General features: G+C 72.7%; 19 protein-coding genes and 1 pseudogene. 3 read left to right on the plus strand and 17 right to left on the minus strand.

Annotation, left to right across the window (positions count from 1 at the left end):
- Positions 1-38: 38 nt before the first annotated feature.
- The 6 genes from ACGFWJ_RS32295 to ACGFWJ_RS32320 form a co-directional block, all read right to left on the minus strand.
- Positions 39-1250 carry a hypothetical protein gene (locus ACGFWJ_RS32295; protein WP_392955789.1) on the minus strand — a complete coding sequence of 404 codons (1212 nt, stop codon included), beginning with the start codon at positions 1248-1250 and terminating at the stop codon, positions 39-41.
- A 110-nt stretch (positions 1251-1360) separates the two neighbouring features.
- The gene (locus ACGFWJ_RS32300) at positions 1361-2890 is read right to left on the minus strand and encodes a glycosyltransferase family 39 protein (RefSeq protein WP_392955791.1); all 1530 of its coding nucleotides are present in this window, start codon (positions 2888-2890) and stop codon (positions 1361-1363) included.
- Between the two features lie 67 nt (positions 2891-2957).
- The gene (locus ACGFWJ_RS32305) at positions 2958-4166 is read right to left on the minus strand and encodes an acyltransferase family protein (protein WP_392955793.1); all 1209 of its coding nucleotides are present in this window, start codon (positions 4164-4166) and stop codon (positions 2958-2960) included.
- A gap of 163 nt (positions 4167-4329) precedes the next feature.
- Entirely contained in the window at positions 4330-5571 is a 1242-nt protein-coding gene (locus ACGFWJ_RS32310) for a glycosyltransferase family 87 protein (RefSeq protein ID WP_392955795.1), read from the minus strand.
- A gap of 133 nt (positions 5572-5704) precedes the next feature.
- Positions 5705-6373: a LuxR C-terminal-related transcriptional regulator gene (locus ACGFWJ_RS32315; RefSeq protein ID WP_387644591.1), complete on the minus strand. Its 669-nt coding sequence runs from the start codon at positions 6371-6373 to the stop codon at positions 5705-5707.
- Entirely contained in the window at positions 6366-7772 is a 1407-nt protein-coding gene (locus ACGFWJ_RS32320) for a PspC domain-containing protein (protein WP_392955797.1), read from the minus strand. The genes ACGFWJ_RS32315 and ACGFWJ_RS32320 overlap by 8 nt, the downstream gene beginning before the upstream one ends.
- A 134-nt stretch (positions 7773-7906) precedes the next feature.
- Between ACGFWJ_RS32320 and ACGFWJ_RS32325 the strand changes: the two genes are divergently transcribed.
- Positions 7907-9454, plus strand: coding sequence for a PspC domain-containing protein (locus ACGFWJ_RS32325; protein ID WP_392955799.1), 1548 nt, complete (start codon positions 7907-7909; stop codon positions 9452-9454).
- Positions 9454-9681: a hypothetical protein gene (locus ACGFWJ_RS32330; protein ID WP_387644585.1), complete on the plus strand. Its 228-nt coding sequence runs from the start codon at positions 9454-9456 to the stop codon at positions 9679-9681. The genes ACGFWJ_RS32325 and ACGFWJ_RS32330 overlap by 1 nt, the downstream gene beginning before the upstream one ends.
- An 8-nt stretch (positions 9682-9689) precedes the next feature.
- On the opposite strand, the gene ACGFWJ_RS32335 is transcribed toward ACGFWJ_RS32330, so the two are convergent.
- The 9 genes and pseudogenes from ACGFWJ_RS32335 to ACGFWJ_RS32375 all read right to left on the minus strand — a co-directional run bounded on the left by ACGFWJ_RS32335 (position 9690) and on the right by ACGFWJ_RS32375 (position 23030).
- Positions 9690-10160: a ubiquinol-cytochrome c reductase iron-sulfur subunit gene (locus ACGFWJ_RS32335; RefSeq protein WP_392955847.1), complete on the minus strand. Its 471-nt coding sequence runs from the start codon at positions 10158-10160 to the stop codon at positions 9690-9692.
- Positions 10161-10190: 30 nt separating this feature from the next.
- Positions 10191-10709: pseudogene (locus tag ACGFWJ_RS32340) on the minus strand (DoxX family membrane protein); the annotation flags it as partial.
- A 142-nt stretch (positions 10710-10851) separates the two neighbouring features.
- Positions 10852-12435 (minus strand): glutamine-hydrolyzing GMP synthase, encoded by a 1584-nt coding sequence (gene guaA / locus ACGFWJ_RS32345; protein WP_387644582.1) that lies wholly within the window; start codon positions 12433-12435, stop codon positions 10852-10854.
- A gap of 766 nt (positions 12436-13201) precedes the next feature.
- Positions 13202-14701, minus strand: a complete 1500-nt coding sequence (locus ACGFWJ_RS32350) for a hypothetical protein (RefSeq protein ID WP_392955802.1) — start codon at positions 14699-14701, stop codon at positions 13202-13204.
- Positions 14702-14763: 62 nt separating this feature from the next.
- Positions 14764-16524 (minus strand): GMC oxidoreductase, encoded by a 1761-nt coding sequence (locus ACGFWJ_RS32355; protein ID WP_392955803.1) that lies wholly within the window; start codon positions 16522-16524, stop codon positions 14764-14766.
- A gap of 34 nt (positions 16525-16558) precedes the next feature.
- Positions 16559-18166 carry a succinic semialdehyde dehydrogenase gene (locus ACGFWJ_RS32360; protein WP_392955805.1) on the minus strand — a complete coding sequence of 536 codons (1608 nt, stop codon included), beginning with the start codon at positions 18164-18166 and terminating at the stop codon, positions 16559-16561.
- A 207-nt stretch (positions 18167-18373) separates the two neighbouring features.
- Positions 18374-20017: a serine/threonine-protein kinase gene (locus ACGFWJ_RS32365; RefSeq protein ID WP_392955807.1), complete on the minus strand. Its 1644-nt coding sequence runs from the start codon at positions 20015-20017 to the stop codon at positions 18374-18376.
- Positions 20018-20174: 157 nt separating this feature from the next.
- Positions 20175-21260: a protein kinase gene (locus ACGFWJ_RS32370; protein ID WP_392955809.1), complete on the minus strand. Its 1086-nt coding sequence runs from the start codon at positions 21258-21260 to the stop codon at positions 20175-20177.
- Positions 21261-21374: 114 nt separating this feature from the next.
- Positions 21375-23030 carry a serine/threonine-protein kinase gene (locus ACGFWJ_RS32375; RefSeq protein WP_392955811.1) on the minus strand — a complete coding sequence of 552 codons (1656 nt, stop codon included), beginning with the start codon at positions 23028-23030 and terminating at the stop codon, positions 21375-21377.
- Between the two features lie 323 nt (positions 23031-23353).
- Here ACGFWJ_RS32375 and ACGFWJ_RS32380 point away from each other — a divergent pair, with 323 nt between their 5' ends.
- The gene (locus tag ACGFWJ_RS32380; RefSeq protein ID WP_392955813.1) at positions 23354-24082 is read left to right on the plus strand and encodes a hypothetical protein; all 729 of its coding nucleotides are present in this window, start codon (positions 23354-23356) and stop codon (positions 24080-24082) included.
- Positions 24083-24153: 71 nt separating this feature from the next.
- On the opposite strand, the gene ACGFWJ_RS32385 is transcribed toward ACGFWJ_RS32380, so the two are convergent.
- Positions 24154-25272, minus strand: a complete 1119-nt coding sequence (locus ACGFWJ_RS32385; RefSeq protein ID WP_387644562.1) for a GuaB3 family IMP dehydrogenase-related protein — start codon at positions 25270-25272, stop codon at positions 24154-24156.
- A gap of 162 nt (positions 25273-25434) precedes the next feature.
- Positions 25435-26937 (minus strand): IMP dehydrogenase, encoded by a 1503-nt coding sequence (guaB, locus tag ACGFWJ_RS32390; protein ID WP_387644559.1) that lies wholly within the window; start codon positions 26935-26937, stop codon positions 25435-25437.
- Between the last annotated feature and the right edge of the window lie 14 nt (positions 26938-26951).

Below are 26951 nucleotides of genomic sequence, written 5' to 3' on the forward strand. Positions count from 1 at the left end.
CGGCCGGTCGCGAGAAACCGACCCGGCGGACCGGCCCGCTACGGGGCGTCCGGGTAGATGAACACCAGGAACCCGCCGTACGCGGCCGAGCCGAGTGCGGCGCCGGCGAGCAGCAGCAGCAGGGTCGCCCTGGTCCGGACCCGGGACAGCGCCGTGGCGAGCGGCAGCAGCAGGCCGATGGCGGGCAGCAGGAACCGGGCCCGGGAGGTGAAGTACGCGGCGTCCCCGAGCGCCAGCAGCAGGGTGAACGCACTCAGCAGCACCACGACGAGCGGCTGCCGCTGGATCACCGAGATCCCGAACAGCAGCACGGCCACGCCCAGCACCACCGCCACCACGACCTGCGGCAACCACACGGTCTCGACCCGGCCGAGCAGCCTGATGAAGGAGTGCGCGGTGCTGCGGCCGAAGTCGAACTTCGACTGCCAGGCCTCCTGGACCTTGAAGTAGCCGTCCCAGCTGCCCTTGACCCAGCCGACCCAGGCGACGTGGCCGACGAACCCCAGCGGGGCGATCAGCCCGCCGAGCACCGGCCGCCACCAGGCGGGCGCGTCCGGGCCCCGGCGGGTGACCAGTTCCCACAGGGCCGCGCAGCCGATCGCCGCCGCCACCGCGATCCCGGTCGGGCGGCACAGGCCGGCCAGCAGCGACAGCGTTCCCGCGACGATCCAGCTGCGGGTCATCGCCGCGTACACCGCCCAGACGGCGAAGGCGGTGAACATCAGCTCCGAGTAGGCCATGCTCTCGACCACCGCGACCGGCAGCACGCCCCACAGCACGGCCGCCAGCACGCCGACCTTGCGGTTGTAGATCCGCGTGCCCACCGCGAAGATCCCCCAGGCGGCGACCACCGAGGACAGCCAGGCCACCGCCAGCGCCGCCTGGCTGTAGGACAGCGGGGTCGCCCAGGCGACGGCGCGGATCGCCGCGGGGTAGCCGGGGAAGAACGCGTACGCCTCGTACGGGCCGTACGGTCCGGGCACCGGGGCCACCCCGGCGTACCAGTGCTCGGCGATCTGCTGGTAGAACAGCGCGTCCCAGAGTTCACTCAGTCGGGTTAACGCACCCACGTTCCGGCGCGCTCCCCACGCGACCAGCACCAGCACGCCGACCGCCCGCACCGCGATGTACCCCAGCAGCGCGGGGGCGGCGGCCCTCAGCCCGACCCGCCCCCGCAGCGCGGATCGCCGCGGCGCGCCCCTGCCGGAATCCGCCGTCCGGCCGTCGGCACGGGAGAGGTCAGTGCTCACCGAAGAGTCCTCCGAGACCGGTCGCAGGCGGGCCGTTGCCCGCGGCTGCGCCGATCCTCCTCGGTTCGCGACGAACTGACAAATGCAGCGGACGATCCGTCAGAAACCGTTCACTGCACGGCTTTGCTGCGCTCGACCAGGGTTACGGTGATCCCCTTCACCTGCTTGGTCTGGATCGTTTTGTACTCGCCGGAGAGCACCTTGACCTCGCCCTCGGACATGTTCTTGTACGGGTCCTCGGGGGAGCCGTAGGTGACCACCCAGATGCGGTCGACGCCCGCGGCGCAGGCCGCCGGGTCCTTGCAGGCGACCGAGTACAGGTCCTTGTGCTGCACCGGGCTCTCGGTGATGAACACGTCCTTCGGCTTCACCCGTTCGGGCAGGTAGTAGTCGAGGGCGAAGTCGAGCATCATGAACGCGTCGCTGCCGCGCACCGGGGCGACACCGTCGCCGGGCCGGTAGCCCGCGGCGATGATCTTCGCGGCGCCCTGCTCGTCGGCCCACTCGTGCGCGGTCCGCATCCGGGTGTTCCGCTGGTCCTGGACGCCGAGCAGCGCCGTGCCGATCAGGCCGATCGCGATCAGTACCCGAGGGCGCAGGGCGGTCAGGCCGGCGGCGGCCAGCACCACCCAGGCGGGGACGGTGAACAGCAGGTAGCGGTCGAGGAAGTAGGCGGTCTGCCCCTGCGAGACGAACCAGATCACCACGATCGGCAGTGCCGCGATCAGGCCGATCTCGAACGCCCGACGGCGGCCCTTCGGCCAGGCCGCGGGCAGCACGGCCAGTGCCAGCACGCAGCCGCTGACCAGCGGCGACTGGAACAGGCCGTGCCACATGTTGGTGAAGTCCTGCAGCGTGGGCGCGTGCAGCCAGGAGATCTGCCTGCCCACCTGGCGGCGGCCGAGCAGCACCAGCGGTACCACCGGCAGCAGCGCGACCAGCACCGCCACCGGGAACCCGATCAGCAGCGCCCGGCCGCGCTCCCGCCACCAGCGCAGCAGCACCACGACGGCGTGCGGGGCGAGCACGCACAGCGCGATCATGTGGAACAGTCCGGCGAGGGCGACGGCCACCGAGTACGGCAGCCAGCGCCGCCAGGTCGGGAGTTCCAGGGCGCGCAGCAGCAACCAGGTCGCGGCGGCGACCGCGAGCACCGCGAAGGCGTAGGAGCGGGCCTCCTGGGAGTACCGCGACACGCTGGGGAGGACGGCGAACAGCAGGCCGGCGACCAGGCCGGTCCTGGTGTCGAACTGCTTGCGGCCGGTCAGCGCGACGAACACCGCGGCGCCGGACATGGCCAGCGCGGAGGGCAGCCGGAGCACCGTGGCCGAGTCGCCGAACGCCGACACCCAGAAGTGCATCAGCAGGTAGTACAGCCCCGACACCGCGTCCACGTTGCCCAGCAGGGCGAACAGCTCGCCGGTGCTGCGGGTGGCGGCGCTCCAGGTCGCCAGCTCGTCACGCCACAGTTCCGGCCGCCAGCTGCCGTGGACGCCCAGCCCGAGGGTGAGCAGGGCCGGCCAGAGCCAGAAGGTGCGCCGGAGCAGGGCTGCCCCGGCGTCCCCGCGCTGCCGGAGCGGGCTGCGGTGCACTTCCCCCGGCGCCTCCGTGGCGCCATGTGTCACCGTGCTACTACCCATACGTACTTCCTCTGGCTTTCGGGCGGCGGTCGATACCCGCCACACCCTAGTTGCCATCGGGCTCCGCTTATGAATGCGAGGCCAGCACCTGGTCGTCCGCGGCCGCTTCGGGGGCCTGTTCGCGCCGCTTGACGGGCGGGTCCGCCTTCGGGAGGGAGAGCGTCTTCGCGTCCATCAGCCGTTTGAGGAGCTTGGACAGCGGCCGCTCTCCGTAGCGGTGCACCACCCAGGACAGGGCCAGGATGAAGATCAGGCAGAGCAGCAGTGTCGTCTTGTGGCCGATGCCCTGGTGACGGGCCAGCCGGATCATCGCCCAGCCGATCTCCTGGTGCAGCAGGTAGACCGGGTAGGTCAGGGCGCCGGCCACGGTCAGCCACTTCCAGCGGATCGAGTTGAAGGCGCCCATCGCCACCCCGAGCATCACCAGGAACGCGGCGCCGGACAGGGTGGCCATGACGGGCCAGGAGAGCGCGTGGTGCACCTCGTACTCGTAGCCGCCCTGGGTGATGTGGAGCCGGTTCTGGGCTATCAGCCACTCGAACACCACCATGCCGAGCAGCAGCGGGTTCGCCCCGAACCGGTAGATCAGGTACAGCACGATGCCGGCGATGAAGTAAGGGGCGTCCTGGGGCTGGACCAGGTAGCCGAACAGCGGGCTGTCGACGTTCGCGGAGATCACCACGAGTGTGGTCCAGATCATGCAGAACGCCACCAGGCGGCGGTACGTCAGACCCAGCACGACCATGATCGCGAACACGATGTAGAACCGCAGCTCGATCCAGAGCGTCCAGTAGACGCCGTCCGCCTCGGTGACGCCGAGCGGGCGCTCCAGCATGGTGAGGTTGGTCAGCACGTCGCTGACGCTCATCGGCTTGCGGTCCGTGCGCGCGGTCGGCCAGTAGTTGACCACGGCGGTGGTCAGCAGGACGCCGATCCAGTACGCCGGGAAGAGTCGCACCACCCGGGAGCTGAAGTACGCCCGCGGCGACTTGCCCCAGCAGGACATGCAGATGACGAAGCCGCTGATCAGGAAGAACAGCTGGACACCCAGCCACCCGTAGGAGCCGATCGAGTGGATGGTCGGCATCAGCGCGCGCGGGGTTCCCGCCCAGACGTTCGGGTGGATGTCGACACCCGTCCAGTGGAAGGCGACCACTCCGAGCGAGGCGATCAGCCGCAGCCCGTCCAGGACGTACAGGCGCGGTCTGACCGCGGGGGTCTCGATCGGAGCGGGCTCGGCTATAGCCGGGAGGGACGGCATGGGCACAGCAGGCATGACGGACTCTCGACGCGAGGGAATGCGAAAGGGCCAAGGCCGACCCGCACTGCGGACCGGCCGACCTCAGCAGACCTTACGCGCTCCTGTCACCCCAAAAACACCCACAGGCGGGCAAAGATCGGCATCCCTCCATACCGGATACATCACGGTCACACCGTGCTCAACGCACCGGCTGTGCCGTGGCGGAAAGCATCTCCTCGCCGAGGGAAGGGACGGCGGGGTCCATCGCGGCCGGCCCGTCCGGCACCTCGGCGCTCTTCACCGCGGCCGGCCGGAACGCCCGGTCGAGCAGGAGCAGCGCGACGGTCACGTTCACCGCGGCCACCGAGTACGCCCAGTGCTCGACCACGTCGAACCAGGGCAGGGTGAACCCGGCCATCCGGGGGATCAGCGCGACCCACAGCCACGACGAACGGGCCACCGAGCCGGACCGGATCACCGAGGCGAGCAGCACCGGGAGCGTCACCAGCAGGTAGTGGTCGAAGGCCGGCTTGAGGACGATGTTGGCCGCCACCATCAGCATGACGCCGGTCTCGACCAGCCGGATGTCCTCCGCGTCGCCCCGGTTCCAGCGCCGCCACGCGCCGACCAGCAGCGCCAGCGCCAGCAGCGCCGCCACGCCCGACGCCACCACGCTCGGGAAGTGCACCCGCGCCAGCAGGGTGCCCAGCGAGGCGTCGTACGGCCTGGCGAACTCGTCCTGCCCGTGCAGCAGGAACGGCAGTGTCTTCGTGAAGAACAGGCCGGGCTGCGGCATTATCGCCGCGGCCACGCCGCAGAGGGCCAGCGGGACGGCGGCGGCCACCGCGAACGCCTTGGGCCGGCGGGCGATCAGGAAGATCAGCGCGAACGGCACCAGCATCGGCTTGGTCGCTATCGCCAGGCCGACCACCACGCCCGCCCACACCCAGCGCGCCCGGCTGGCCAGCAGCAGGGCCGCCGGCAGCGCCAGCGCCGAGTAGGCCGTCCAGTTGCCCAGCTGCGCCAGGTTCCGGAACGGGCCGAAGAAGCAGAGGAACAGCACGCCGAACACCGACAGCCGGCTGAACACCGACACCCGGAAGATCCGCACCGCGAAGAACCAGCCGAGCATCACCATGCCCGTGGTCAGCGCCGGCACCAGCCAGCCCAGCCAGTACGGGGGGACGAAGGTCATCGGGGCGGCGACCAGGACGGCGCTGGGGAAGTACAGGAACCGCTTGTCCTCGTACGGCGAGCCCCCGTCCACGAAGGTCTGCGCGGCCTTCACGATGAACGTGTTGTCCATCATGTTTATCCCGCTGTGGCGCGCGTTGTAGACGGTGAAGAAGTACATGAGCACGGCGGCCACGAGGACCGGTATCGGCGCCCTCGTCCGCAGCCACGGACCGATGTCCGACGCGGACGCCTTCTTGATTCCCACCCTGGTCCCCTTGTTCGGACGATCGCCACGCTCGGCTCGAACGCATCCGTACAAATATCACACGAATATCGAGGGCCTGAGACGCCCACCACAGGGCGGGCACGGGCCCGGACCGGCCCGTGGCCCGGGCGACTCAGATCAGCCGGCGGGCCGTGGCCCAGCGGGTCAGTTCGTGCCGGTTCGACAGCTGCAGCTTGCGCAGCACCGCGGAGACGTGGCTCTCCACCGTCTTCACCGAGATGAACAGCTGCTTGGCGATCTCCTTGTACGCGTAGCCGCGGGCGATCAGCCGCAGCACCTCGCGCTCGCGCTGGGTGAGGCGGTCGAGGTCCTCGTCGACCGGCGGGGTGTCGGTGGCGGCGAAGGCGTCGAGCACGAAGCCGGCCAGCCGCGGCGAGAACACCGCGTCGCCGTCGGAGATCCGGAAGATCGCCTTGACCAGGTCGGTACCGGTGATGGTCTTGGTGACGTAGCCGCGGGCGCCACCGCGGATCACGCCGATGACGTCCTCGGCGGCGTCGGAGACCGACAGCGCGAGGAAGCGCACCCCCTCCACACCCGCCGAGCGGCGCAGCACCTCGACACCGCCGCCGCCGGGCAGGTGGACGTCGAGCAGCACCACGTCGGGCCGGGTCTCGGCGACCACCCGGACCGCCGACTCCACGTCGTCGGCCTCGCCGACCACGTCGATGCCGGTCTCCTCGGTGCGCCCGATCTCGGCGCGCACACCGGTACGGAACATCCGGTGGTCGTCCACCAGGACCACCCGGGCACGCCTCTCGGGTGCCGCTATCTCAGTCATCTGCCGCCCTCTCCATCTCCAGCTCGACCTCGGTCCCGCCGTCCGGCGCGGGCCGCACCCGTGCGGTGCCGCCGTTGCGCCGCATCCGGCCGATGATCGATTCGCGTACGCCCATCCGGTCCTCGGGCAGGTCGTCGGGGTCGAAGCCGGGGCCGTGGTCGCGAACGAACACCGACACCGTCCTCCCCTCCACCTCCGCGTAGACCTGGACCGGTCCCCCGCCACCGTACTTGGCGGCGTTCACCATGGCTTCCCTGGCTGCCTGCATCTGCGAGGCGATCTTCTCGTCCATCGGGCAGTCGCCGACGCAGACCAGCTCGATGTGGACGCCGTGCCGGTCCTCGACCTCGGCGACGATCGCCCGCAGGTGTTCGGCGAGGGTATCGGGCGCGGCCTCGGCGGCGGCCTCGGGGCGGTACAGCCACAGGCGCAGTTCGCGTTCCTGGGCGCGGGCCAGCCGCAGCACCTCCTTGGGGTCCTCGGCCCGGCGCTGGATCAGCGTCAGCGTGTGCAGCACCGAGTCGTGGATGTGGGCGGCGATCTCGGCGCGCTCCTGGGCGCGGATGCGGGCGGTGCGCTCGGCTCCGAGGTCCTGCCACATCCGCAGCATCGACGGGCCGGCCAGCACCAGCACGCCCGCCACCACGGCCAGCGAGGACTCGATCACCAGGGCGATCGGCGAGTCGACGCCCTGCGTCACGAAGTAGCCGATGATGCCGGCCACCACCAGCAGCACACCGGCGGCGACCCGCAGATAGGCGCCCTTGCGGCTGCCGGGCTCCAGGCCGAACCAGTTCTGCCAGCGCGAGTCGTCGGCCTGCCGCCACACCAGGGCGACACCGACGCCGACCGCGAGCAGCGGCCACACGTACGGCTTGGCGGTCTGGATGCCGAGCGCGGACAGCAGCGCCATCACGCCGATGACCAGGCCGATCAGCGCGAACAGCTGGCCGAGGCTGCCGCCGCGCTGCCCGGCGGCCGCCGGGGTGGCCGGGGCGGAGGCGGGGCCGGCCTGCAGGTCGGCGGGGAAGGTGCCGGGGGCGCCGTCCTCGCCGTGGAAGGTGCGCTCCAGCAGGCCGCGCAGCCGCCCGACGCGGCCGGCGCCGGCGGCGGGCGGCCCGGTGCGGGTGGGGGCGCCGGGGGCGGCCTCGCCGATGCCGAGCGGCACCACCACCCAGAACGCGGCGTACAGCAGCGTGCCGATGCCCTGGGAGAAGAACAGCACGATGAACGCCACCCGCACCCAGGTGACGGGCACCCCGAGGTGCACCGACAGTCCCTGGCAGACGCCGCCGAGGATCCGGCCGTGCGGGCTGCGGTAGAGCCGCCGGTAGGGCGGCGCACCGGCCGGCGTGTCGGTCGGGGCGGTCTCGGTGGTTCTGGTGTCGGGTGCTGCCACGGCACCGATGGTCGCAGGTGCCCGGTCGGCGGCGCATCAGGGTTCGGCCCGGAGCCCGCCTCAGGGACAGTTCAGGGTCGCTCCGGGGCTCCGGACGGTTGGGCGGGGCCCGGCGGCCCGGAAGGATGGGGGGTATGACGGACGACCAGATCCCGGGAGACGCACCGGGCGCCCCCACCGAACCGCGCCCGGCGCTGACCCGCTCCTCCCGGCACCGGGTGGTGGCGGGCGTGTGCGGCGGGCTCGGCCGCTACCTGGACATCGACCCGGTGGTGTTCCGGGTGGTGATCGCGGTGCTCGGCCTGACCGGCGGGCTCGGGTTGTTCCTGTACGGCCTGGCCTGGCTGGTGGTGCCGCGCGAGGCCACCGACGGCGAGGGCGGCCGCACCGAACTCCAGCGCGTGCTGACCGGCCGGGTGGACGGCCAGTCGATCGGCGCGGTGCTGCTGACGGTGATCGGCACCGGGGTGTTCTTCTCCTCGATGAACGACGGCGACCAGCTGTTCCCGGTGCTGATGCTGGCCGCGCTGGTGTTCCTGGCGCTGCGCCACGACCCGGAGCGCCGCCGCCGGTTCAGCGGCGACGAGACCGCGGGCCCCAAGCCGGCCGGCGGCCCGTACGACCGGCTGGACCCGTCCGGCACCTTCGCGGACTGGAAGACCTGGGGCGAGGCGATGAGCCGCGACCTGCGCGGCGAGTGGCAGGCCCGCACCGCCGACCTCCACGAACGGATCGCCACCCGGAACGAGGAGCACGCGGCGGGCGCCGTCCCCGGGGACACGCCCCCGGCCGGCCCGTCCGGTTACCTGTGGGACCCGCGGCACCCGGAGCGCAACCCGTACGGCGCGACGCCGCCGCCCGGCGCGCCCGCCCGGCCCTGGTGGCAGCGCACCGACCTGCCGGAGGGCGACCCGCTGCGCAAGGAGCCCGCCGCGCCGTCGGGCTACCAGGAGCGCATGGAACAGAGCATGGCGCAGTACCGGGAGCGTGCCGAGCAGCGCCACCTGGCGCAGCGGGAGGCGATGGAGCGGCACCGGGAGAACATGGCGCGCCACCGCGAGTGGAAGGCCAAGCGGCGCGCGGAGCGCGGGCGGTCGGGCCTGGGGGCATCGGCGGTGCTGCTGTCGCTGGGCGCGGCCTGGGCGGTGGCGGTGAGCGACCACGGCAGCCACCGCTGGTCGTCGGTGCTGGCGGTGGCGCTGCTGCCGCTGGGCCTGGCGATGGTGCTCAGCGCCCGCTGGGGGCGCACCCGCGGGCTGACCTTCCTGTCGCTGCTGCTGACGGCGGGCCTGGTGGTCGCGGGCGGTACCTCGGTGACGGTCGCGGACACCGTCGGCGACCGTCAGTGGACGGCGAGCGCGGACAACCTGCACTCGCGGTACACGGCGGGCGTCGGCGACGTCCGGCTCGACCTGTCGGCGCTGGACCCGAAGGGCGGCGTCCTCGACACCCAGCTGCGGGTCGGCATGGGCAACGCGGTGGTGCGGGTGCCGGACGGTGTGGAGCTGCGGCTGAAGCTGCGCGACGGGGTGGGCTCGGTGAGCCTGCCGGACGGTCAGGAGTACAGCGGCCCGGCGACCAACGAGAACGTGGTGATCGAGGTCCCGGAGGGGCAGCCGTCCAAGGGGGCGCTGGAGCTGACGGTGACCATGGGCATCGGTGACATCAGGGTGGAGCGGTGATGAGGAAGCATCAGTTCGATCTGTACGCGCTGGTCGCGGGCGGACTGTTCACGGCGCTGGCGGTGCTGTACCTGGTGGCGTCGGTGAACGACCAGGAGGTGAACAGCCGGTTCGTGCTGCCGCTGGCGCTGATCGTGCTCGGCGCGGGCGGCCTCGGCGGCGCGCTGGTGGCGGTCTCCAGGCGCGGCCGGGGCGGGGCCCGCGACGACAATCACACGCTGGACTAGGACAGACCCTAGGCGCCCTGCTGCGGCCCGAGTTCGAGCTGCTCGCCGTTCTTGGTGACGGCGTAGGTGGGCAGCGGCTTGGTGGCCGGCCCGTTGATCACCGCGCCGGTGGCGGCGTCGAACTTGGAGCCGTGGCAGGGGCAGTACAGCTGGCCGTCCTTGGGTGGGTTGACGGCGCAGCCGGAGTGGGTGCACACCGAGGACAGGCCGGCGTACTTCCCGGCGGACGGCTGGACGATGTACACGGCGTCGCCGCTGGTGGGGTCCTTGACGGTGGCGGAGCCGCCGACCGGGACCTGCGCGGCGGGGACGCCCACCGCCGGCGCCGCGGACTGCGGGGCCGCGCCGGTGGTGCCGGGGGCGGCGGCGGGCGCGATCCCGTCGCGGCCGAAGGCGGCGGTGAGCGAGCCGGACAGCAGGCCTGCGCCGCCGAGCGCGACGGCCGCGATGCCGCCGTCCAGCAGGGCGCGGCGGCGCACCGCGTCCTCGGCGAGGCCGCGGGCGCGGTCCCGGGCGGCCCGGGCGGCGAGGTAGCCGTCCACCGACAGGTAGGGGGTGCCGGCCAGCAGCAGCGGTGTCCAGGCCATCAGGTAGGCGAGGTCGTTGCCCAGGTAGTACGGGGTGGTGTGGAAGCTGACGGTCAGCCAGAGGGTGGCGCTGAGCAGCGCGCCTCCGAGGGCGGCGACCCGTCCCCACAGGCCGAACAGGGTGCCCAGGCCCACCGCGAGCTCGCCGAAGGCGATCAGCAGGCCGAAGAAGGTGGGCGAGTCCAGGGCGGGGGCGAGCGCCCAGCCGAGCGGGCTGCCGGCCTTGGCGGCCTGCGTCTGCGCGTAGAAGGAGGCGGCGTCGCCGGGGCCGGCCAGGTAGTGCGCGTCGGAGAGCTTGTCGAAGGCGGCGTAGACGAAGGTCGCCCCCAGGAACAGCCGCAGCGGCAGCAGGGCGAGGCGGGAGGCCGTCGCCTTCCACTGCCAGGTCTGTGTCTCCGTGCTCCGGCCTTCGTGCAGGCCTGTGCCCGTGCCCGTCGCCATCGCTGTTGCCCTCTCCTCGCGCCGCCCGCCGACCGCCGACAGGACCGGGTCCGATTGTGCCGGGTGCCGCCCGGACATGACGGCGCCGCCACTCCCTCGGTCGGGGAGCGGCGGCGCGGTCACACGGTTGCCGGGGGTGGGATCACTCCCACTCGATGGTGCCCGGCGGCTTGGAGGTGACGTCCAGGACGACGCGGTTGACGTCCTTGACCTCGTTGGTGATCCGGGTGGAGATCTTCGCCAGCACCTCGTAGGGCAGGCGCGACCAGTCGGCGGTCATGGCGTCCTCGGAGGAGACCGGGCGCAGCACGATCGGGTGGCCGTAGGTGCGGCCGTCGCCCTGGACGCCGACCGAGCGGACGTCGGCGAGCAGCACGACGGGGCACTGCCAGATCTCGGAGTCGAGACCGGCGAGGGTCAGTTCCTCGCGGGCGATGGCGTCGGCGTCGCGGAGCAGGTCCAGGCGTTCCTTGGTGACCTCGCCGACGATGCGGATGCCGAGGCCGGGGCCGGGGAACGGCTGGCGCTGGACGATCTCGGCGGGCAGGCCGAGCTCCTGGCCGACCATCCGGACCTCGTCCTTGAACAGCTTGCGCAGCGGCTCGACGAGCTGGAACTCGAGGTCCTCGGGGAGGCCGCCGACGTTGTGGTGGGACTTGATGTTGGCGGTGCCGGTGCCGCCGCCGGACTCCACCACGTCCGGGTACAGGGTGCCCTGGACCAGGAACTCCACGGCGGGGCCCTCGTCGGCGATGATGTCGGCCTGGGCCTGCTCGAAGACCCGGATGAACTCGCGGCCGATGATCTTGCGCTTGGTCTCGGGGTCGGAGACGCCCTTCAGCGCGGTCAGGAAGCGCTCCTCGGCGTCGACCACGATCAGCTTGACGCCGGTGGCCGCGACGAAGTCCTTCTCGACCTGCTCGGTCTCGCCCTTGCGCATCAGGCCGTGGTCGACGTAGACGCAGGTCAGGCGGTCGCCGATGGCGCGCTGCACCAGGGCGGCGGCGACGGCGGAGTCCACGCCACCGGACAGGCCGCAGATGGCGCGCTTGTCGCCGACCTGCTCACGGATCAGCGCGACCTGCTCCTCGACCACGTTGGTGGTGGTCCAGTTCGGGGCGATGCCGGCGCCGCGGTACAGGAAGTGCTCCAGCACCTGCTGGCCGTGCTCGGAGTGCATCACCTCGGGGTGGTACTGCACGCCGTACAGCTTGCGCTCGTCATTCTCGAACGCGGCGACCGGCACCACGTCGGTCGACGCGGTGACGGTGAAGCCCTCCGGCGCGGCCGAGCAGGCGTCGCCGTGCGACATCCACACCGAGTGCTTGTCCGGGGTGCCCTCGAACAGCGTCGAGCCCGAGCGGGTGACGGTCAGCGGGGTGCGGCCGTACTCGCGGGCGCCGCTGTTGTCGACGGTGCCACCGAGGACGGTGGCCATCAGCTGGAAGCCGTAGCACATGCCGAACACCGGAACACCGGCCTCGAAGATCGCACGGTCGAGCTGCGGAGCGCCCTCCTCGTACACCGACGACGGACCGCCGGAGAGGATGATCGCCTTCGGGTTCTTGGCGAGCATCTCGGCGACCGGCATGGAGCTCGGCACGATCTCGCTGTAAACCCGCGCCTCACGCACCCGACGGGCGATGAGCTGGGCGTACTGGGCGCCGAAGTCGACGACCAGGACGGTGTCGTTCTCGGGCGGGGACTGGGGGTGTACAGAGGACACGGACGGCCTTCCGGCGGCGGTACAAAAGGGGTGTCGCCACCGAGTCTACCGGGAGCGTTTCACCCGACTGCCAGCCGAGCCGCCCGTGACCGCGCAGGGTGGCGAATCGTTGCACCGGGAGACCGTGCGGGACGCCGGCACCCTCCAGGTGCGGGCGGCACGTACGGCGGACCACGCGTGGATCTTCTTCTCCGGTCCACCGGTGCGCGTGGCGGGCACGGGCCCGCCGTGGGACCGCGCCCCGGTGCCGCGGTCGGGTCAGCAGGGGACAGCGAACCCGTCCGCGACCGGGCGGACCCGGGGTGTGGCGGCCGGTACCGGTGCCGGCCGCCGCACACGGGTCAACCAACCGCTCCGGCGTACGCCCCGGTGCGCCCCGCAAGCCACTATCACGGACAGTTACCACCCCGGCCGGTCGGTTTCGGCGTCCCCCGGCGCCGTGTCCGGTACCGGACTCGGCCGAATTTGCGTCGAATCGGTTGCACGGCACGGCCCTCGTCCAGGACGATGACTGCAGGACGGGGGCCACCACACACCCCGCCGCACTCTCGGACCGTTGGCGCGAACGGCCCGACTCTCACGCTCCGTGAGGCCCATCGGCCTCGGGCGCGCTCAGAACCATTTCCCCGACGGCGCTCCTCCCCCGGCGCCGTCACCCAGCACCCGGCGCGGCCCTGACGCCGAGTGCTGACCGACAAAGGGCCCCGTTCCCCCGCGGGGCCCTTTGCCCTGTCCGGGCTCGCCCGGCGTCCTGCCCGGTCCGGGCTCAGCTCGCGTCGGGCCGCCGGTAGGCAGCGTGCGAGTCCAGTACGTCGACCTGTCCGACCAGCGGCCGCTCCTCGGCGACCAGTTCGACCGTCCCGACGATGCCGTCCGGCTCGTCCGCCGCCTGCGCGGGCAGCGGCACGCTCACCGGCACCGGCGTGCGCCGCACCGCGTCGAGCGCGGCCGGCACCACCAGCGCGCCGAACACCGCCCAGGCCGCGGCCGCGACCACCACCGAGGTCACCGACCAGCCGAGCAGTTCGATCCGGGCCTCGTGGACCTGTCCCTTGATGGTGCTGCTCTCGCTCAGCCAGATCGAGGTGCCGAGCACCAGCGCCGCCGTCAGCACCGCGTACAGCACGGCCAGCCGGGCCCGGTCCAGCTGGGTCAGCCGCCCCCGGTGCGCGGACCAGCCGAGCGCCAGCGCCGCCAGCAGCACCGGAACCACCGTCAGCCACCACTGCCCGCCGTGCGCGCCCAGGTCGTACAGCGCGAAGGTGCCCTCGTGCCCGCCGCGCAGGCCGCCCACCCCGGCCCGGGCGCCGCTGCCGACACCGAACAGGTACACGCCGCCGTTGACGGTCAGCGCCCGGAACGTGGACTGCGGGAACGGCTGGTCGACCAGCACCTGCATCACCACCGACACCAGGGTGAGCAGCACCAGCAGCGCCCCGACCACCCGCGCCGCGTGCTGCCACGCCAGCAGCCAGCCGCCCAGCCACCGGCGCCGCGCGGCCTCGGCACGCAGCGCGCCCTGCCCGTCCACGGCCAGCACCACCGCGGCCGCGGCCAGGAACCCGGACAGCCCGAGCGGCAGCATCGCCGGACCGGTGGTGACCTGCATGCTCAGCGAGAGCGAATCCTCGTCGACGTGCGAACTGCCGGTGGAGAGCCAGCCCAGCAGCAGCACCGCGACCGCCGACAGCGCGCCGGTGCGCAGCGCCTGCGCGCCGGCCGCCGGCCCGGTCGGCTCGGCGGCGCCGGCCGCGGCGCGGGCCCGGGCGGTCAGCCGCTGGCCGAGCCAGAGCAGCGCCAGCCAGCCGAACGCCACCGCGTACGGCAGCACGTGGATGCCGGAGGTGGAGGAGCCGAAGCTGCTGGAGTTGCTGTTCCGCCAGGGCGTGCCGAACGCGGTCAGCGTCAGCTGCAGCCACATCTGGAAGGTGTGGACGGTCCAGCGCACCGCCGGGTCGTCGTCCACGCCGCTGCCGCCGCGGCCCGCGATGGTGCTGCCGAGCGTGGCCAGCACCACCAGCAGCGCGGTCGGGGCGAGCAGCACCCGGCCGGCGGTCAGCCAGCCCCGGGACGGTGTCGGCCACTGCCGGTCCTGGTGTATCCGGCCGGAGCCCCACGGGGAGGGACCGGGCGCGGCGGTCTCGTCCACCACCACTTCCCCGATCGCGGGCGGCGGCACGACGGCGGGCCCGGTGGGGTGTCCGCAGTTCGCGCAGGTCGCCACGGCACCGGCGACAGCCGCTCCGCAGGACGGGCAGATGGGCATGACGGTCCCCCCGGGGGTGGTTCGATCGGGTGCCCGTTTATCCCATCGGCCGTCCGGCGATGTCAATCGGCGTCAGTTGCCCTGCGCGGCACCTTCGGCACGGCCAGCAGCGGCAGCCGCAACGCCCCGAACGCCCCTTCGGGCACGGCGGGCTGAGCCGGGGTCACCGCCCGGACGGGCCGGTAGTCGGCGCCCTGTTCGGGGCGCGGGTCGGCCTCGCCGCGGTTGGGCCACATCGACATGGCGCGCTCGGCCTGCGCGGTGATCGTCAGCGACGGGTTGACGCCGAGGTTGGCGGAGACCGCGGAGCCGTCGACCACGCTGATCCCCGGGTAGCCGTACAGCCGGTGGTACGGGTCGACCACACCGGTCTCGGCGCTGTCGCCGATCGGGCAGCCGCCGAGGAAGTGCGCGGTCAGCGGGATGTCGAAGATCTCGCCGACGGTGGAGCCGGGGAAACCGTTGATCGACGCGGCCAGCGCCCGCGCCCCCTCCTCCGCCGCCGGGATGTAGTTCGGGTTGGGCGCGCCGTGACCCTGGCGGGAGGTCAGCTTGCCGTTCTTCAGGGACACCGTCAGCGAGTTGTCCAGCGACTGCATCACCAGGCCGATGATGGTCTTCTCCGACCAGCGGTGCTGGTTCATCGACTGCGCGAAGATCCACGGATGCCGGCCGACCGACCCGAGGTAGCGCAGCCAGCGCGGCCCGCGCCCCGTCCCGCTGACCTGCTGGATGGACAGCGCGCCCATCGCGTTCGAACCGCGGCCGTAGCGAACCGGCTCGATGTGGGTGTTCTCGTCGGGGTGCACGGACGAGGTGATGGCCACGCCGCGGGTGAAGTCGGGCCGCTCCCCGTAACGCCGGTCGGAGGTCTGCGCGCCCACCAGCGCCTCGGAGTTGGTGCGGGTGAGGTGGCCCAGCTTGGCGGAGATCCGGGGCAGCAGCCCGCGCTCGCGCATCCGGTGCAGCAGCGTCTGGGTGCCGTACGTACCGGCCGCGACCACCACCCGCTCGGCGGTGATGGTGCGGGCGCCGGCCTTCTTCGCCCGCCGGGTGCGGGCGTCGGTGGGCAGCACGTCCACCGCGTAGCCGTCGCCGTGCGGGCGCAGCCGCTTCACGGTGGTCAGCGGCAGGATCTCGGCGCCGGCCCGCTCCGCCAGGTACAGGTAGTTCTCGGTGAGCATGTTCTTCGCGCCGTGCCGGCAGCCCGTCATGCACTCCCCACACTCGGTGCACGCCTTGCGCTTCGGGCCGGCCCCGCCGAAGTACGGGTCGTCGACCTCGCTGCCGGGCGCGGCCTTGGCCTCGCCGGTGCCGTCCTGCCCGTCGCCGAAGAACACCCCGACGGGGGCCAGGTGGAAGGTGTCGCCGCAGCCCATCGCCTCGGCGGCGGCCTTCAGGTGCACGTCCGAGGGCGTCATCGTCGGGTTGAGCCGAACACCGAGCATCCGCTGCGCCTGGTCGTAGAACGGGGCGAGTTCGGCCTGCCAGTCGGTGATGTGCCGCCACTGCCGGTCCTCGAAGAACGGCTTCGGCGGCACGTACAGCGTGTTGGCGTAGTTCAGCGAACCGCCGCCGACGCCCGCCCCGGCCAGAATGAGCACATTGCGCAGCAGGTGGATGCGCTGGATGCCGTACAGGCCGACGGCGGGCGCCCACAGGTAGTCGCGGGTGTCCCAGGACGTGGCGGGCAGCTCGTCGCGGCCGAACCTGCGCCCGGCCTCCAGGACGGCGACCCGGTACCCCTTCTCGGTCAGCCGCAGCGCGGCGACCGAACCACCGAAGCCCGAACCGACCACCACGACGTCGTAGTCGAACGACACTGCCCCTCCTCGGCAAGCGACGGCAACTGCCCTGCTACTTCAGGCGGAACGCCTTCATGACCTTCAGGCCGGTGGTGAAGAACTCGGCGAACTTCTGGTCGTCCATACCCATCGACGGGCCGATCGGCAGCAGCCGCTGCACGGCGATGGTCTGCGCCTCGGTGTACCGCAGAATGCCTTCCGCACCGTGCCGCCGGCCGAGCCCCGAGTCGCCCATGCCACCCATCGGCGACGCCACCGACCCGTACGCGGCGGCGTACGCCTCGTTCACGTTGACGGTGCCGGTGCGCAGCCGGGCCGCGACCTTGCGGCCCCGGCCGGTGTCCCTGGTCCACACGCTGGAGTTCAGGCCGTACGGGGTGGCGTTGGCGGCGGCGACCGCCTCGTCCTCGGTGTCGAACCGGTAGATCGACACCACCGGGCCGAAGGTCTCCTCCGCGCACACCGCCATCTCGGGGGTGACGCCGTCCAGGATGGTCGGCTCGAAGAACAGCGGCCCGAGGTCCGGCCGGGCCTGCCCGCCGGCCACCACCGTCGCCCCGGCCTTCACCGCCTCCTCGACGTGCCTGGTCACGGTCTCCAGCTGACGGCCCGACACCAGCGAGCCCATGTCCGCGCCGTACGCCAGACCGCCGCCCAGGCGCAGCGCGGACGTCCGCTCCGCGAACTTCGCCAGGAACGCGTCCGCCACCGACCGGTGCACGTACAGCCGCTCGATCGAGATGCACAGCTGCCCGGCGGAGGAGAAGCACGCCCGCACCGCACCCGCCGCGGCCTTGTCCAGGTCGGCGTCGGAGAGCACCAGCATGGCGTTCTTGCCGCCCAGCTCCAGCGAGGCCCCGACCAGCCGCTCGGCAGCCCGCCGGGCCACGTCCCGGCCGGTACGGGTCGAACCGGTGAACGCCACGTAGTCCGCGCGCTCCACCACCTCCGGCCCCACCACCGGGCCGTCACCCAGCACGATCTGCCACACCTGCGGCGGCAGCCCCGCCTCGACGAACAACTCCCGCGCCCACAACGCGGTCAGCGCCGTCTGGGTGTCCGGCTTGTTCACCACCGCGTTGCCCGCGACCAGCGCCGGCAGCGCGTCACCGACGGACAGCTCCAACGGGTAGTTCCACGGCGAGATCTGCCCGACCACACCCTTGGGCCGCCGCGCCTCCACCGCACTCGTCAGCCCCGGCACCGCACCGCCACGACGGCGGTCCTTCAGGTACGAGGACGCCGTCCGCCCGTAGTGCCGGGCCGCCGACGCGACCGCCATGACCTCCTCGAAGGCGTGCAGCCGGGCCTTCCCGGTCTCCGCCTGAATGAGGTCCAGCACCTCGTCCTGCCGCCGCAGCAACAGATCGTGGAACCGCAGCAGCACCCCCGCCCGGTGCCGCACCGACAGCGCCGCCCACGCGGGCTGCGCCCGCCGGGCCTCCGTGAACGCCCGGTCCACATCCGCCGTCCCCGACACCGGCAGCGCCGCCAGCACCTCCCCGGTCAACGGCGCCAGGGTCTCCGCGACGCCCTCCCCGGACGCCGTCACACCCTTCACCAACCGCGCCACCACCGCCGCCGGCACCGCCGAAGCAACCGTACGCGCCGCACCCGTGGCCACAGGATTGCGCCGAACCTGGCTCGTGCTCTCCGTCATGCGGGCAGCCTAGGCGCTCGACGCCCGCTTGTGTACCCGCCGGTAACACTCATTCGAGCCAGGGGCACGTCGGGGCACCTCCCCCAGCCCCCAGGGGCTGGGAGAGAACGGCGCGAAGCGGAAGACTCCCGTCGGCGAGATCGCGCCACGGCCACTGACCTGCACGTGGCCGCGACCCCCGCTGTCAGGTCGCGGCCCGCCGCCGTCTCACTTCGTCGGCGTGAACTTGTTGAGCACCGTCGTGAAGCGCCGCAGGCTCTGCGTCCAGTCCTTCTCCGGCCCCGACACGTACACCGAGTACGACGTCCCGTCACTGCGCCGGAACTCCGCCTCCTTCGCGTGCCGGCGGACGCCGCTCGGCGTGGTGAAGCTGAACTCCCACACCGCGCCTTCCTGGTCGTTGATCTTCGCGGCGGCCAGGCTGCTGGTCTGGAAATCCCGCTGGCTCTTGCTGAGCGAGGCCTCCAGCTGCAGCAGGTGCTCCTGCGGCGAGAGCGGCTGACCGACCGTCACCGCGAACTGCAGGTAGTGGTCGCGGCCGTCGGGCGAGTAGTAGATCTGGGTGCCCTCCTCGCTGCGCACCCACTTGCCGTCGCTGGGCAGCGGGAAGCGGAATCCGGCCGGGTCCTCCTGCCAGGTGTAGCCGGTGGGAGGAGGCGACAGCGCGGGGTCGACGACGCCGGGCGAAACCTCTCCGCCCCGGCCCTCGTGCCGGTGGTCCAGGTAGTAGAACCCGCCTCCACCCACGACGGCCAGCGCCAGCACGGCGGCCAGCACCATCAGCATCCGCCGCTTCCGACCGCCCCGAACCGCCGGAGCCGGCGCCGGCGCCGCAGCCGCAGCCGGCGCCACCGTCTCCGTCGCCCCGCCCTGCACCGGCACCCGCCCCGGCGTCACCGTCTCGGCCCCGGCGGCCGCCCCGGCAGCCGCCCCGGCAGGTTCGACCCGGTCGCCCAGCGGCACCGCCTGCGTGGGCTGCCGTTCCTCGCCGGCCTGGGCCGGCACGCGGATGCTGACGGTCTGTCCGGCGGCGACCTCGCGGAGCATCTTGGTGGCTTCGTCGGCGCCGGGCCGTTCCGCCGGGTCCTTGGCCATCAGCGCGGCCAGCACCGGCCCGAGTGCGGCGGCCCGCCGGGATTCGGGGAGCGGCTCGTCGACGACGGCGGTGAGGGTGCCGAGCGGGCTGTCGCGGCGGAACGGCGACTGGCCCTCGACGGCGTGGAACAGCGTCGCGCCGAGCGCCCACAGGTCGGAGGCCGGTCCGGGCCGCTGGCCCTGGGCCCGTTCGGGGGCCAGGTAGTCGGGTGAGCCGACCAGGTCGCCGGGGCGGGTGATCTCCATCGCGCCCTCGAACTTGGCGATGCCGAAGTCGAGCAGCACGACGCGTCCGGTGCCGTGTTCGATCAGCACGTTGGCGGGCTTGACGTCCCGGTGCAGCACCCCGAGCTGGTGGCCGCGGTGCAGTGCGGCGACCAGCTGGAGGCCGACCTCGGCGGCCTCACGCGGGCTCAGGGTGCCGTCCTGGCTGATCACTTCGGACAGCGCACGGCCGTCGACGAGTTCCATCACGATCCACGGCCGGCCGTCCTGTTCGAGCACGTCGTGGATGGTGATGACGCCCGGGTGCTTGATCCGGGCGGCGGCCCGGGCCTCACGCTTCATCCGGGACTGAAGCATTTCCAGGTCCTCTTCCGAGAGGTGACTGACCGTCAATTCCTTGACGGCGACCTCCCGGTCCAGCATTTCGTCCCTGGCCCGCCAGACGGTCCCCATCCCGCCGCGTCCCAGGCGCTCGCCGAGCGCGTACCGCCCGGCCAGCAGACGGTCGGTCGACTGGTCCTGTGCGCCCATGACCGTCCCCCCTTCGATGACCCCCCACCGTCGGTCGGACGAGGTCGTGGCACCTCGTGTGCCTGCTCGCACCGACGGTTCGAAGGCAAGCCTAGGCTGCGCGGCGCCGCGCGGGAATCACACCCCGGCTTGCGAATCGCACGGTGACCGACCGCTTTCAGCCTGCGACCAGAACGATCCCGGCGAGTGCCGCGACCATCAGCACCAGCACCGCCACCACCACCAGCGGCCCGAGCAGTCGCGCGGGTATCCGCGGCGGACGCCCGGCGGGCGCGGCACCTTGACTGGCCGTCGGCGGCCGCTTCTTCGGGCGGGCGCCGCGCGGCCGCCGGGCCGCCGGCGGAGCGCTCTTGGTGCGGGGCGCGGGCACCGGCGGAGCGGGCGGGCCGTCCGGGTACGGCTCGGGTGCGAACACCAGCAGCTCGCGCAGCTCCTGCTGGACGGCGAACGCGTCGGGCCGCGCGGCGGCGTCCGGGCGCAGCAGCCGCTCGACCAGCGACCGCAGCGGGCCGCACCCGTCGGCGGGGTGGTGGCGGCCGTCGCGGACGGCGGCCAGCAGGGTCGGCAGGTCGTGCTCGGGGTACGGGCCGTGGCCGGTGAGCAGGCGGTAGAGCAGCACGCCGAGGGCCCAGGTGTCGGCGGGTGCGCCCGCGTCGATCGCCCAGCGCTCGGCGAGCGGTCCGAGCATGAGCGCGCGCGTCTCGTACACCCGGCGCGGCACTTCGCCGCCGAGCGCCGCGCACAGTTCTTCTTCGGCGGCGCCGAGCAGCAGGCCGCCGAGCATCGCCGCGCCGTCCTCGCAGATCAGCACGGTGCGGGCGGTGACGTTGCCGTGGGTGAGTCCGGTGCCGTGCACGGCCCGCAGCGCCCCGGCCAGGTCGGCGCCGATCTCCGCGACCCGGTACGGCGACAGCGGCCCGTCGCCCATCAGCCGCTCCAGCGGCGCTCCGGCCACCGATTCCTCGGCGACCCACAGCAGTTCACTCTCGGGTCCGGCGGCGAGTCCGCGCAGCAGCCGCGGGTGGGTGGGTGCGGCGGCCGCGACCTGCGCGACCCGGGCGGTCAGCTGCGGCCCGTAGGCGGGCGCCGTCCCGCCGAGCACCCGCGACTCGGGCAGTTCCAGGGCGAACAGCCGCACCCGGGCGCCGCTGGGCCCGTCCACCGCGGGCACGCCGACCTCATCGTCCGGACGGTCCGTCACCCGGTACCGCCCGGCCACCACCTGCCCCGGGGCCGTTCGCATGCCTGTTCCTCACGCCGTAGTCCCGCCAGCCTACGGCCCCGGGCCGCACCCGCCACCTCCCGGTGCGGTCTTTCAACTCCCTTGCGTCCACCCGCCGGAGACGCTCCGTCCGGTTCACGGCGCCGGCTGGAAACTCTCGAAGGAGATCCGCCGGGCCAGCGAGCCGTCCGGCGCGGACCACACGGATTCCGGCATGGTCCAGTAGATCGCGTAGCCGTACTTGCCGTTGCCGGTGACGAAGCCGCGGTTCAGCGAGTGCAGCAGGGTGCCGCTCTTGCCGGTGTAGGTCCACTCCCAGTCGGCGGCGTTGCTCCAGCCCCGGTAGGCCACCGATTCGACCCGGATCCGGCGGTAGTCCTTCATGGTCGCGGACTTGTCGGACGCCTGCCAGTCCTTGAGCGCGCTGTCCCCGGCGGGCGACTGCCAGTCGACCACCAGCCGCAGCCCGTTGCCCTCGAACTGCCGGCTGGTGGAGCGGTAGTCCGCGCCCTTGTCGGCCATCCATTCCGGCAGCGTGATGCTGAAACCGGACGGGTCCTTGTAGACCCGGTACCCGTCCGGGACCTGACCCGGGCTCAGCGTCGGCCCGGGCGACTCGCTCGGCTCCGCCGACGCACTGGCACTCGGGCTCGCGGACGGCGAGCTGCTCGCGGTCTCGGAGGGCTGCACGGGTGCGACGGTGTTCCCGCCGCTGTCCTGGGCGCTCGCCCCGCCGCCCTTCTCGGCGGGCCACAGCACCACCAGCGCGGCGACCAGCGCCAGCACCGCGGCCACCGCGGCGACGGCCAGCAGCGTGCGCCGGCGGGAATCCCCGCCGCGCGCCACCACCGCGGTCTCCGCGCCGGCGGCGGGGTCGGCGGGCAGCGCCCGGGTCGCGGTCTCGGCGGCGACGGGCTCGGCCGGCTTCGCGGCGGCGGCGCGCTTCGGCTCGGGCAGCGCCTCCCCGGCGACGATCCGCTGCAGCATCTCGCGGGCGGTGTCCGCGTCCATCCGCTTCGCGGGGTCCTTCTCCAGCAGCCCCTCGATGACCGGCAGCAGCGGCCCGGCGTGCGGGGGCGGCGGCAGTTCCTCGGTCATCACGGCGGTCAGCGTGGCCAGCGCGGAGCCCCGGTCGTACGGCGGGACGCCCTCGACCATCGCGTACAGCGTGCCGCCGAGCGACCACAGGTCGGACGGCGGGCCGGGCCGCTGCCCGCGGGCCCGCTCGGGCGCGATGTAGGAGGGCGCGCCGACCAGCATGCCGGTGGAGGTGATCGAGGTGTCGCCCTCGACGCTGGCGATGCCGAAGTCGGTGAGCACGGTCCGCCCGTCCTCACCGATCAGCACGTTGGACGGCTTCACGTCACGGTGCAGCACGCCCTGGCTGTGCGCGGCGCCGAGCACCCCGAGCAGGTCGAGCCCGATCGCGGCGGCCCGCTCCGGCGTCAGCGCGCCGTCCTCGCGGACCACGTCGGCCAGCGAGCGGCCGTCGACGAGTTCCATCACGATCCACGGCCGCCCGTCCTCCTCGACCACGTCGAAGACGGTGACGGCGGCGGTGTGCCGGATCCGGGCGGTGGCCTTGGCCTCGCGCAGGGTGCGGACGATCAGCCGGCGCTTCTCGGCCTCGTCGACGGCCCCGGTCATCCGGAGCTCCTTCACCGCGACGACCCGGCCGAGCATCTCGTCCTCGGCCCGCCACACGGTGCCCATACCGCCACGGCCGAGCACCTCGCCGAGCCGGTAACGGTCCGCCAGCAGGCGGCCGGTCGGTTCCTGCGGCTGCGTCATCGGTGCGCTCTCCCCATGGTGTTGCGGCCCTCGCCGGTCGCCCGGCCGGGACCTGACGGCTTGTCGGACCACTGCGGGCGGCGGTCGCACGCCGGGGCACCATCATCCCCTGTCGCCGCCCCGCCCGACCACCCACCCCCACCCGCGTCGCGCCCCGTGCGCCCCCTGTGTCTCTTCCGCACCACTCCGGCGACCGAAAACGACCGGTCCCGACCGGTCCGTCACCGGTGATCGTCCGAAGCCTGCCGCACCCCTGTCCAAGCGCTCCGTGCGCCTGCTAACCTCTGCGCGCTCTTCATGCCATCACAACGGGGGGATCCGAAATGACCACGCCCGATCCGACCAACCCCTACGCCCAGCCGCCGCAGGCCCCCTACGGCCAGGCCACCCCGCCCCCGGCCCCGTACGGCCAGCCGCCGCAGGCCCCGCCCGGCCAGTTCGGCGCACCCCAGACTCCGTACGGCCAGCCCCCGCAGGCCCCCTACGCCCAGGCCGCCCCGCCGCAGGCCCCGTACGGCCAGCCCGGCCAGCCCCCGGCCCCGTACGGCCAGGCCCCATACGGCCAGCCCGGCCAGGCCGACCAGTCCGCCCCGGCCGAGGGCCAGCCCTGGGGCGCGGGCGTCCCGGTGGCCGGCGCCAACGCCGGCCCGAAGAACGTGCCGCTCGCGCTGCTGGCCGGCGTCGGCGTCACGCTGGCCTGCGGCCTGCTGTACGGCTTCATCGCCAAGGCCACCGACCGCGAGTTCGTCTGGCTGGTGCTCGGCATGGCCGCCGCCATCGGCACCACCCTCGGCAAGGTCGGCGGCAAGCACCCGCTGCTGCCGCCGCTCGGTGGGCTGCTCACCGTGGTCGGCCTGTTCTTCGGCGAGATCTTCGGCATCGCCCTGATCGCCCACGAGCACACCAGCATGTCGGTGACGACCCTGCTCTTCGACCACTTCTCCCTGCTGGTCGACGTCTGGAAGGAAGCCTTCGACCTCTTCTCGGTGCTGTTCATCGTGCTCGGCGCGTTCCTGGGCGTCAGCATGACCGTGAAGTCCGGCAAGTCCTGACGCCACATCGAAAAATGGCCCCCGCCGTATGGCGGGGGCCCTTTTCCGTATCAGCGGAGTCAGCGGAGCGATCAGTGGCCGGAGTTGACCGTGACCTCGACCCGCTGGAACTCCTTGAGCTCGGTGTAGCCGGTGGTGGCCATCGCCCGGCGCAGCGCGCCGAACAGGTTCATGGTGCCGTCGGGGGTGTGCGACGGGCCGGCCAGGATCTGCTCGGTGGAGCCGACGGTGCCCAGGTGGACCCGCTTGCCGCGCGGCAGCTCCTCGTGGACGGCCTCCATGCCCCAGTGGTAGCCCTGGCCGGGCGCGTCGGTGGCGCGGGCCAGCGCGGCACCGATCATCACCGCGTCCGCGCCGCATGCGACGGCCTTCGGGATGTCGCCGCTGTAGCCGACGCCGCCGTCCGCGATCACGTGCACGTAGCGGCCGCCGGACTCGTCCATGTAGTCGCGACGGGCCGCCGCGACGTCCGCCACGGCGGTCGCCATCGGCACCTGGATGCCCAGCACGTTGCGGGTGGTGTGCGCGGCGCCGCCGCCGAAGCCGACCAGCACGCCGGCCGCGCCGGTGCGCATCAGGTGCAGCGCGGCGGTGTAGGTGGCGCAGCCGCCGACGATCACCGGGACGTCCAGCTCGTAGATGAACTGCTTCAGGTTCAGCGGCTCGGCCGCACCCGACACGTGCTCGGCGGAGACCGTGGTGCCGCGGATCACGAAGACGTCGACGCCGGCGTCGACCACGGCCTTGGAGAACTCGGCGGTGCGCTGCGGCGAGAGCGCCGCGGCGGTGACCACACCCGAGTCACGGACCTCCTTGATCCGCTGCTTGATCAGCTCGGCCTTGATCGGCGCGGAGTACACCTCCTGCAGGCGCCGGGTCGCGTCCGCCTCGTCGGCGATCGACGCGATCTCCTCCAGCAGCGGCTGCGGGTCCTCGTACCGCGTCCACAGGCCTTCCAGGTTCAGCACGCCCAGGCCGCCCAGCTGCCCGATCGCGATCGCCTGCTGGGGCGACACCACGCTGTCCATCGGCGCCGCCAGGAACGGCAGTTCGAACCGGTAGGCGTCGATCTGCCAAGCGATCGAGACCTCCTTCGGGTCACGCGTACGGCGGCTGGGGACGACGGCGATGTCGTCGAAGGAGTACGCCCGGCGGCCGCGCTTGCCTCGCCCGATCTCGATCTCAGTCACTTCGAGCCCTTCTGCTGCTTTCCATCTCCCGACCGGGTCACCCCGGTCGCCCCCCAAGTATCCCGTACGACCCCTTTGCCCCCCGACAGGGGCGCACCGAACACCGGAGCCGCCCGGCCCGCAGGGTGAACTGCGGGCCGGGCGGCTCCGGTGGGACTCGGGTCAGCGCGCGTTGTAGTTCGGCGCCTCGACCGTCATCTGGATGTCGTGCGGGTGGCTCTCCTTGAGGCCCGCCGAGGTGATCCGGACGAACCGGCCCTTGGTCTGCATCTCCTCGACCGACCCGGCACCGACGTAGCCCATGGTCTGGCGCAGGCCGCCGACCAGCTGGAACAGCACCGCGGACAGCGGGCCGCGGTAGGGCACCTGGCCCTCGATGCCCTCGGCGATCAGCTTCTCGTCCGAGGAGACCTCGGCCTGGAAGTAGCGGTCCTTGGAGAAGGACTTGGCCTGGCCGCGGGTCTGCATCGCGCCCAGCGAGCCCATGCCGCGGTAGGACTTGAACTGCTTGCCGTTGATGAACAGCAGCTCGCCCGGCGACTCCTCGCAGCCGGCCAGCAGCGAGCCCAGCATCACGGTGTCGGCGCCGGCGCACAGCGCCTTGCCGATGTCACCGGAGTACTGCAGGCCGCCGTCGCCGATGATCGGGACGCCCGCGTCCTGGCAGGCCTGCGCGGCCTCCCAGATCGCCGTCACCTGCGGCACGCCGACGCCGGCCACCACGCGGGTGGTGCAGATCGAGCCGGGGCCCACGCCGACCTTCACGCCGTCCACGCCCGCGTCGATCAGCGCCTGCGCGCCGTCCCGGGTGGCGACGTTGCCGCCGACCACGTCGACCGACACGGCGGACTTGATCTTCGAGATCCAGGACAGCGCGTTGTGCGAGTGACCGTGCGAGGTGTCCACCACCAGGAAGTCCACGCCCGCGCCGACCAGCGCCTGGGCGCGGTCGAACGCCTCGGCGGACGCACCGACCGCGGCACCGACCAGCAGCCGGCCCTCGGCGTCCTTCGCGGCGTTCGGGTACTTCTCCGCCTTGACGAAGTCCTTGACGGTGATCAGGCCCTTGATCCGGCCCTCGTCGTCGACCAGCGGCAGCTTCTCGATCTTGTGGCGGCGCAGCAGCGCGATCGCGTCCTCGCCGGAGATGCCGACCTTGCCGGTGATCAGCGGCATCGGCGTCATGATCTCGGCGACCTTGCGGCTGCGGTCGGTCTCGAAGGCCATGTCACGGTTGGTGACGATGCCCAGCAGCTTGCCGTCCGGGCCCGCGACCGGCACGCCGGAGATCCGGAACCGGGCGCACAGCGCGTCGGCCTCGGCCAGCGTGGCCTCCGGGCCGACCGTGATCGGGTCGGTCACCATGCCGGACTCGGAGCGCTTCACCAGGTCGACCTGGTTGACCTGGTCCTCGATCGACAGGTTGCGGTGCAGGACGCCGACGCCGCCCTGCCGGGCCATCGCGATCGCCATCCGGGACTCGGTGACCTTGTCCATCGCCGCCGACAGCAGCGGGATGTTGACCCGCACGTTCCGGGAGATCCGCGAGGAGGTGTCGACCTGGTTGGGCAGCACCTCGGAGGCCCCGGGCAGCAGCAGGACGTCGTCGTACGTGAGTCCGAGCATCGCGAACTTCTCGGGTACGCCGGCGGCGTTGTAAGACATGGGGAACCTTCCGT

The sequence above is a fragment of the Kitasatospora sp. NPDC048407 genome (genome assembly GCF_043200475.1).
Lineage (GTDB): Bacteria > Actinomycetota > Actinomycetes > Streptomycetales > Streptomycetaceae > Kitasatospora.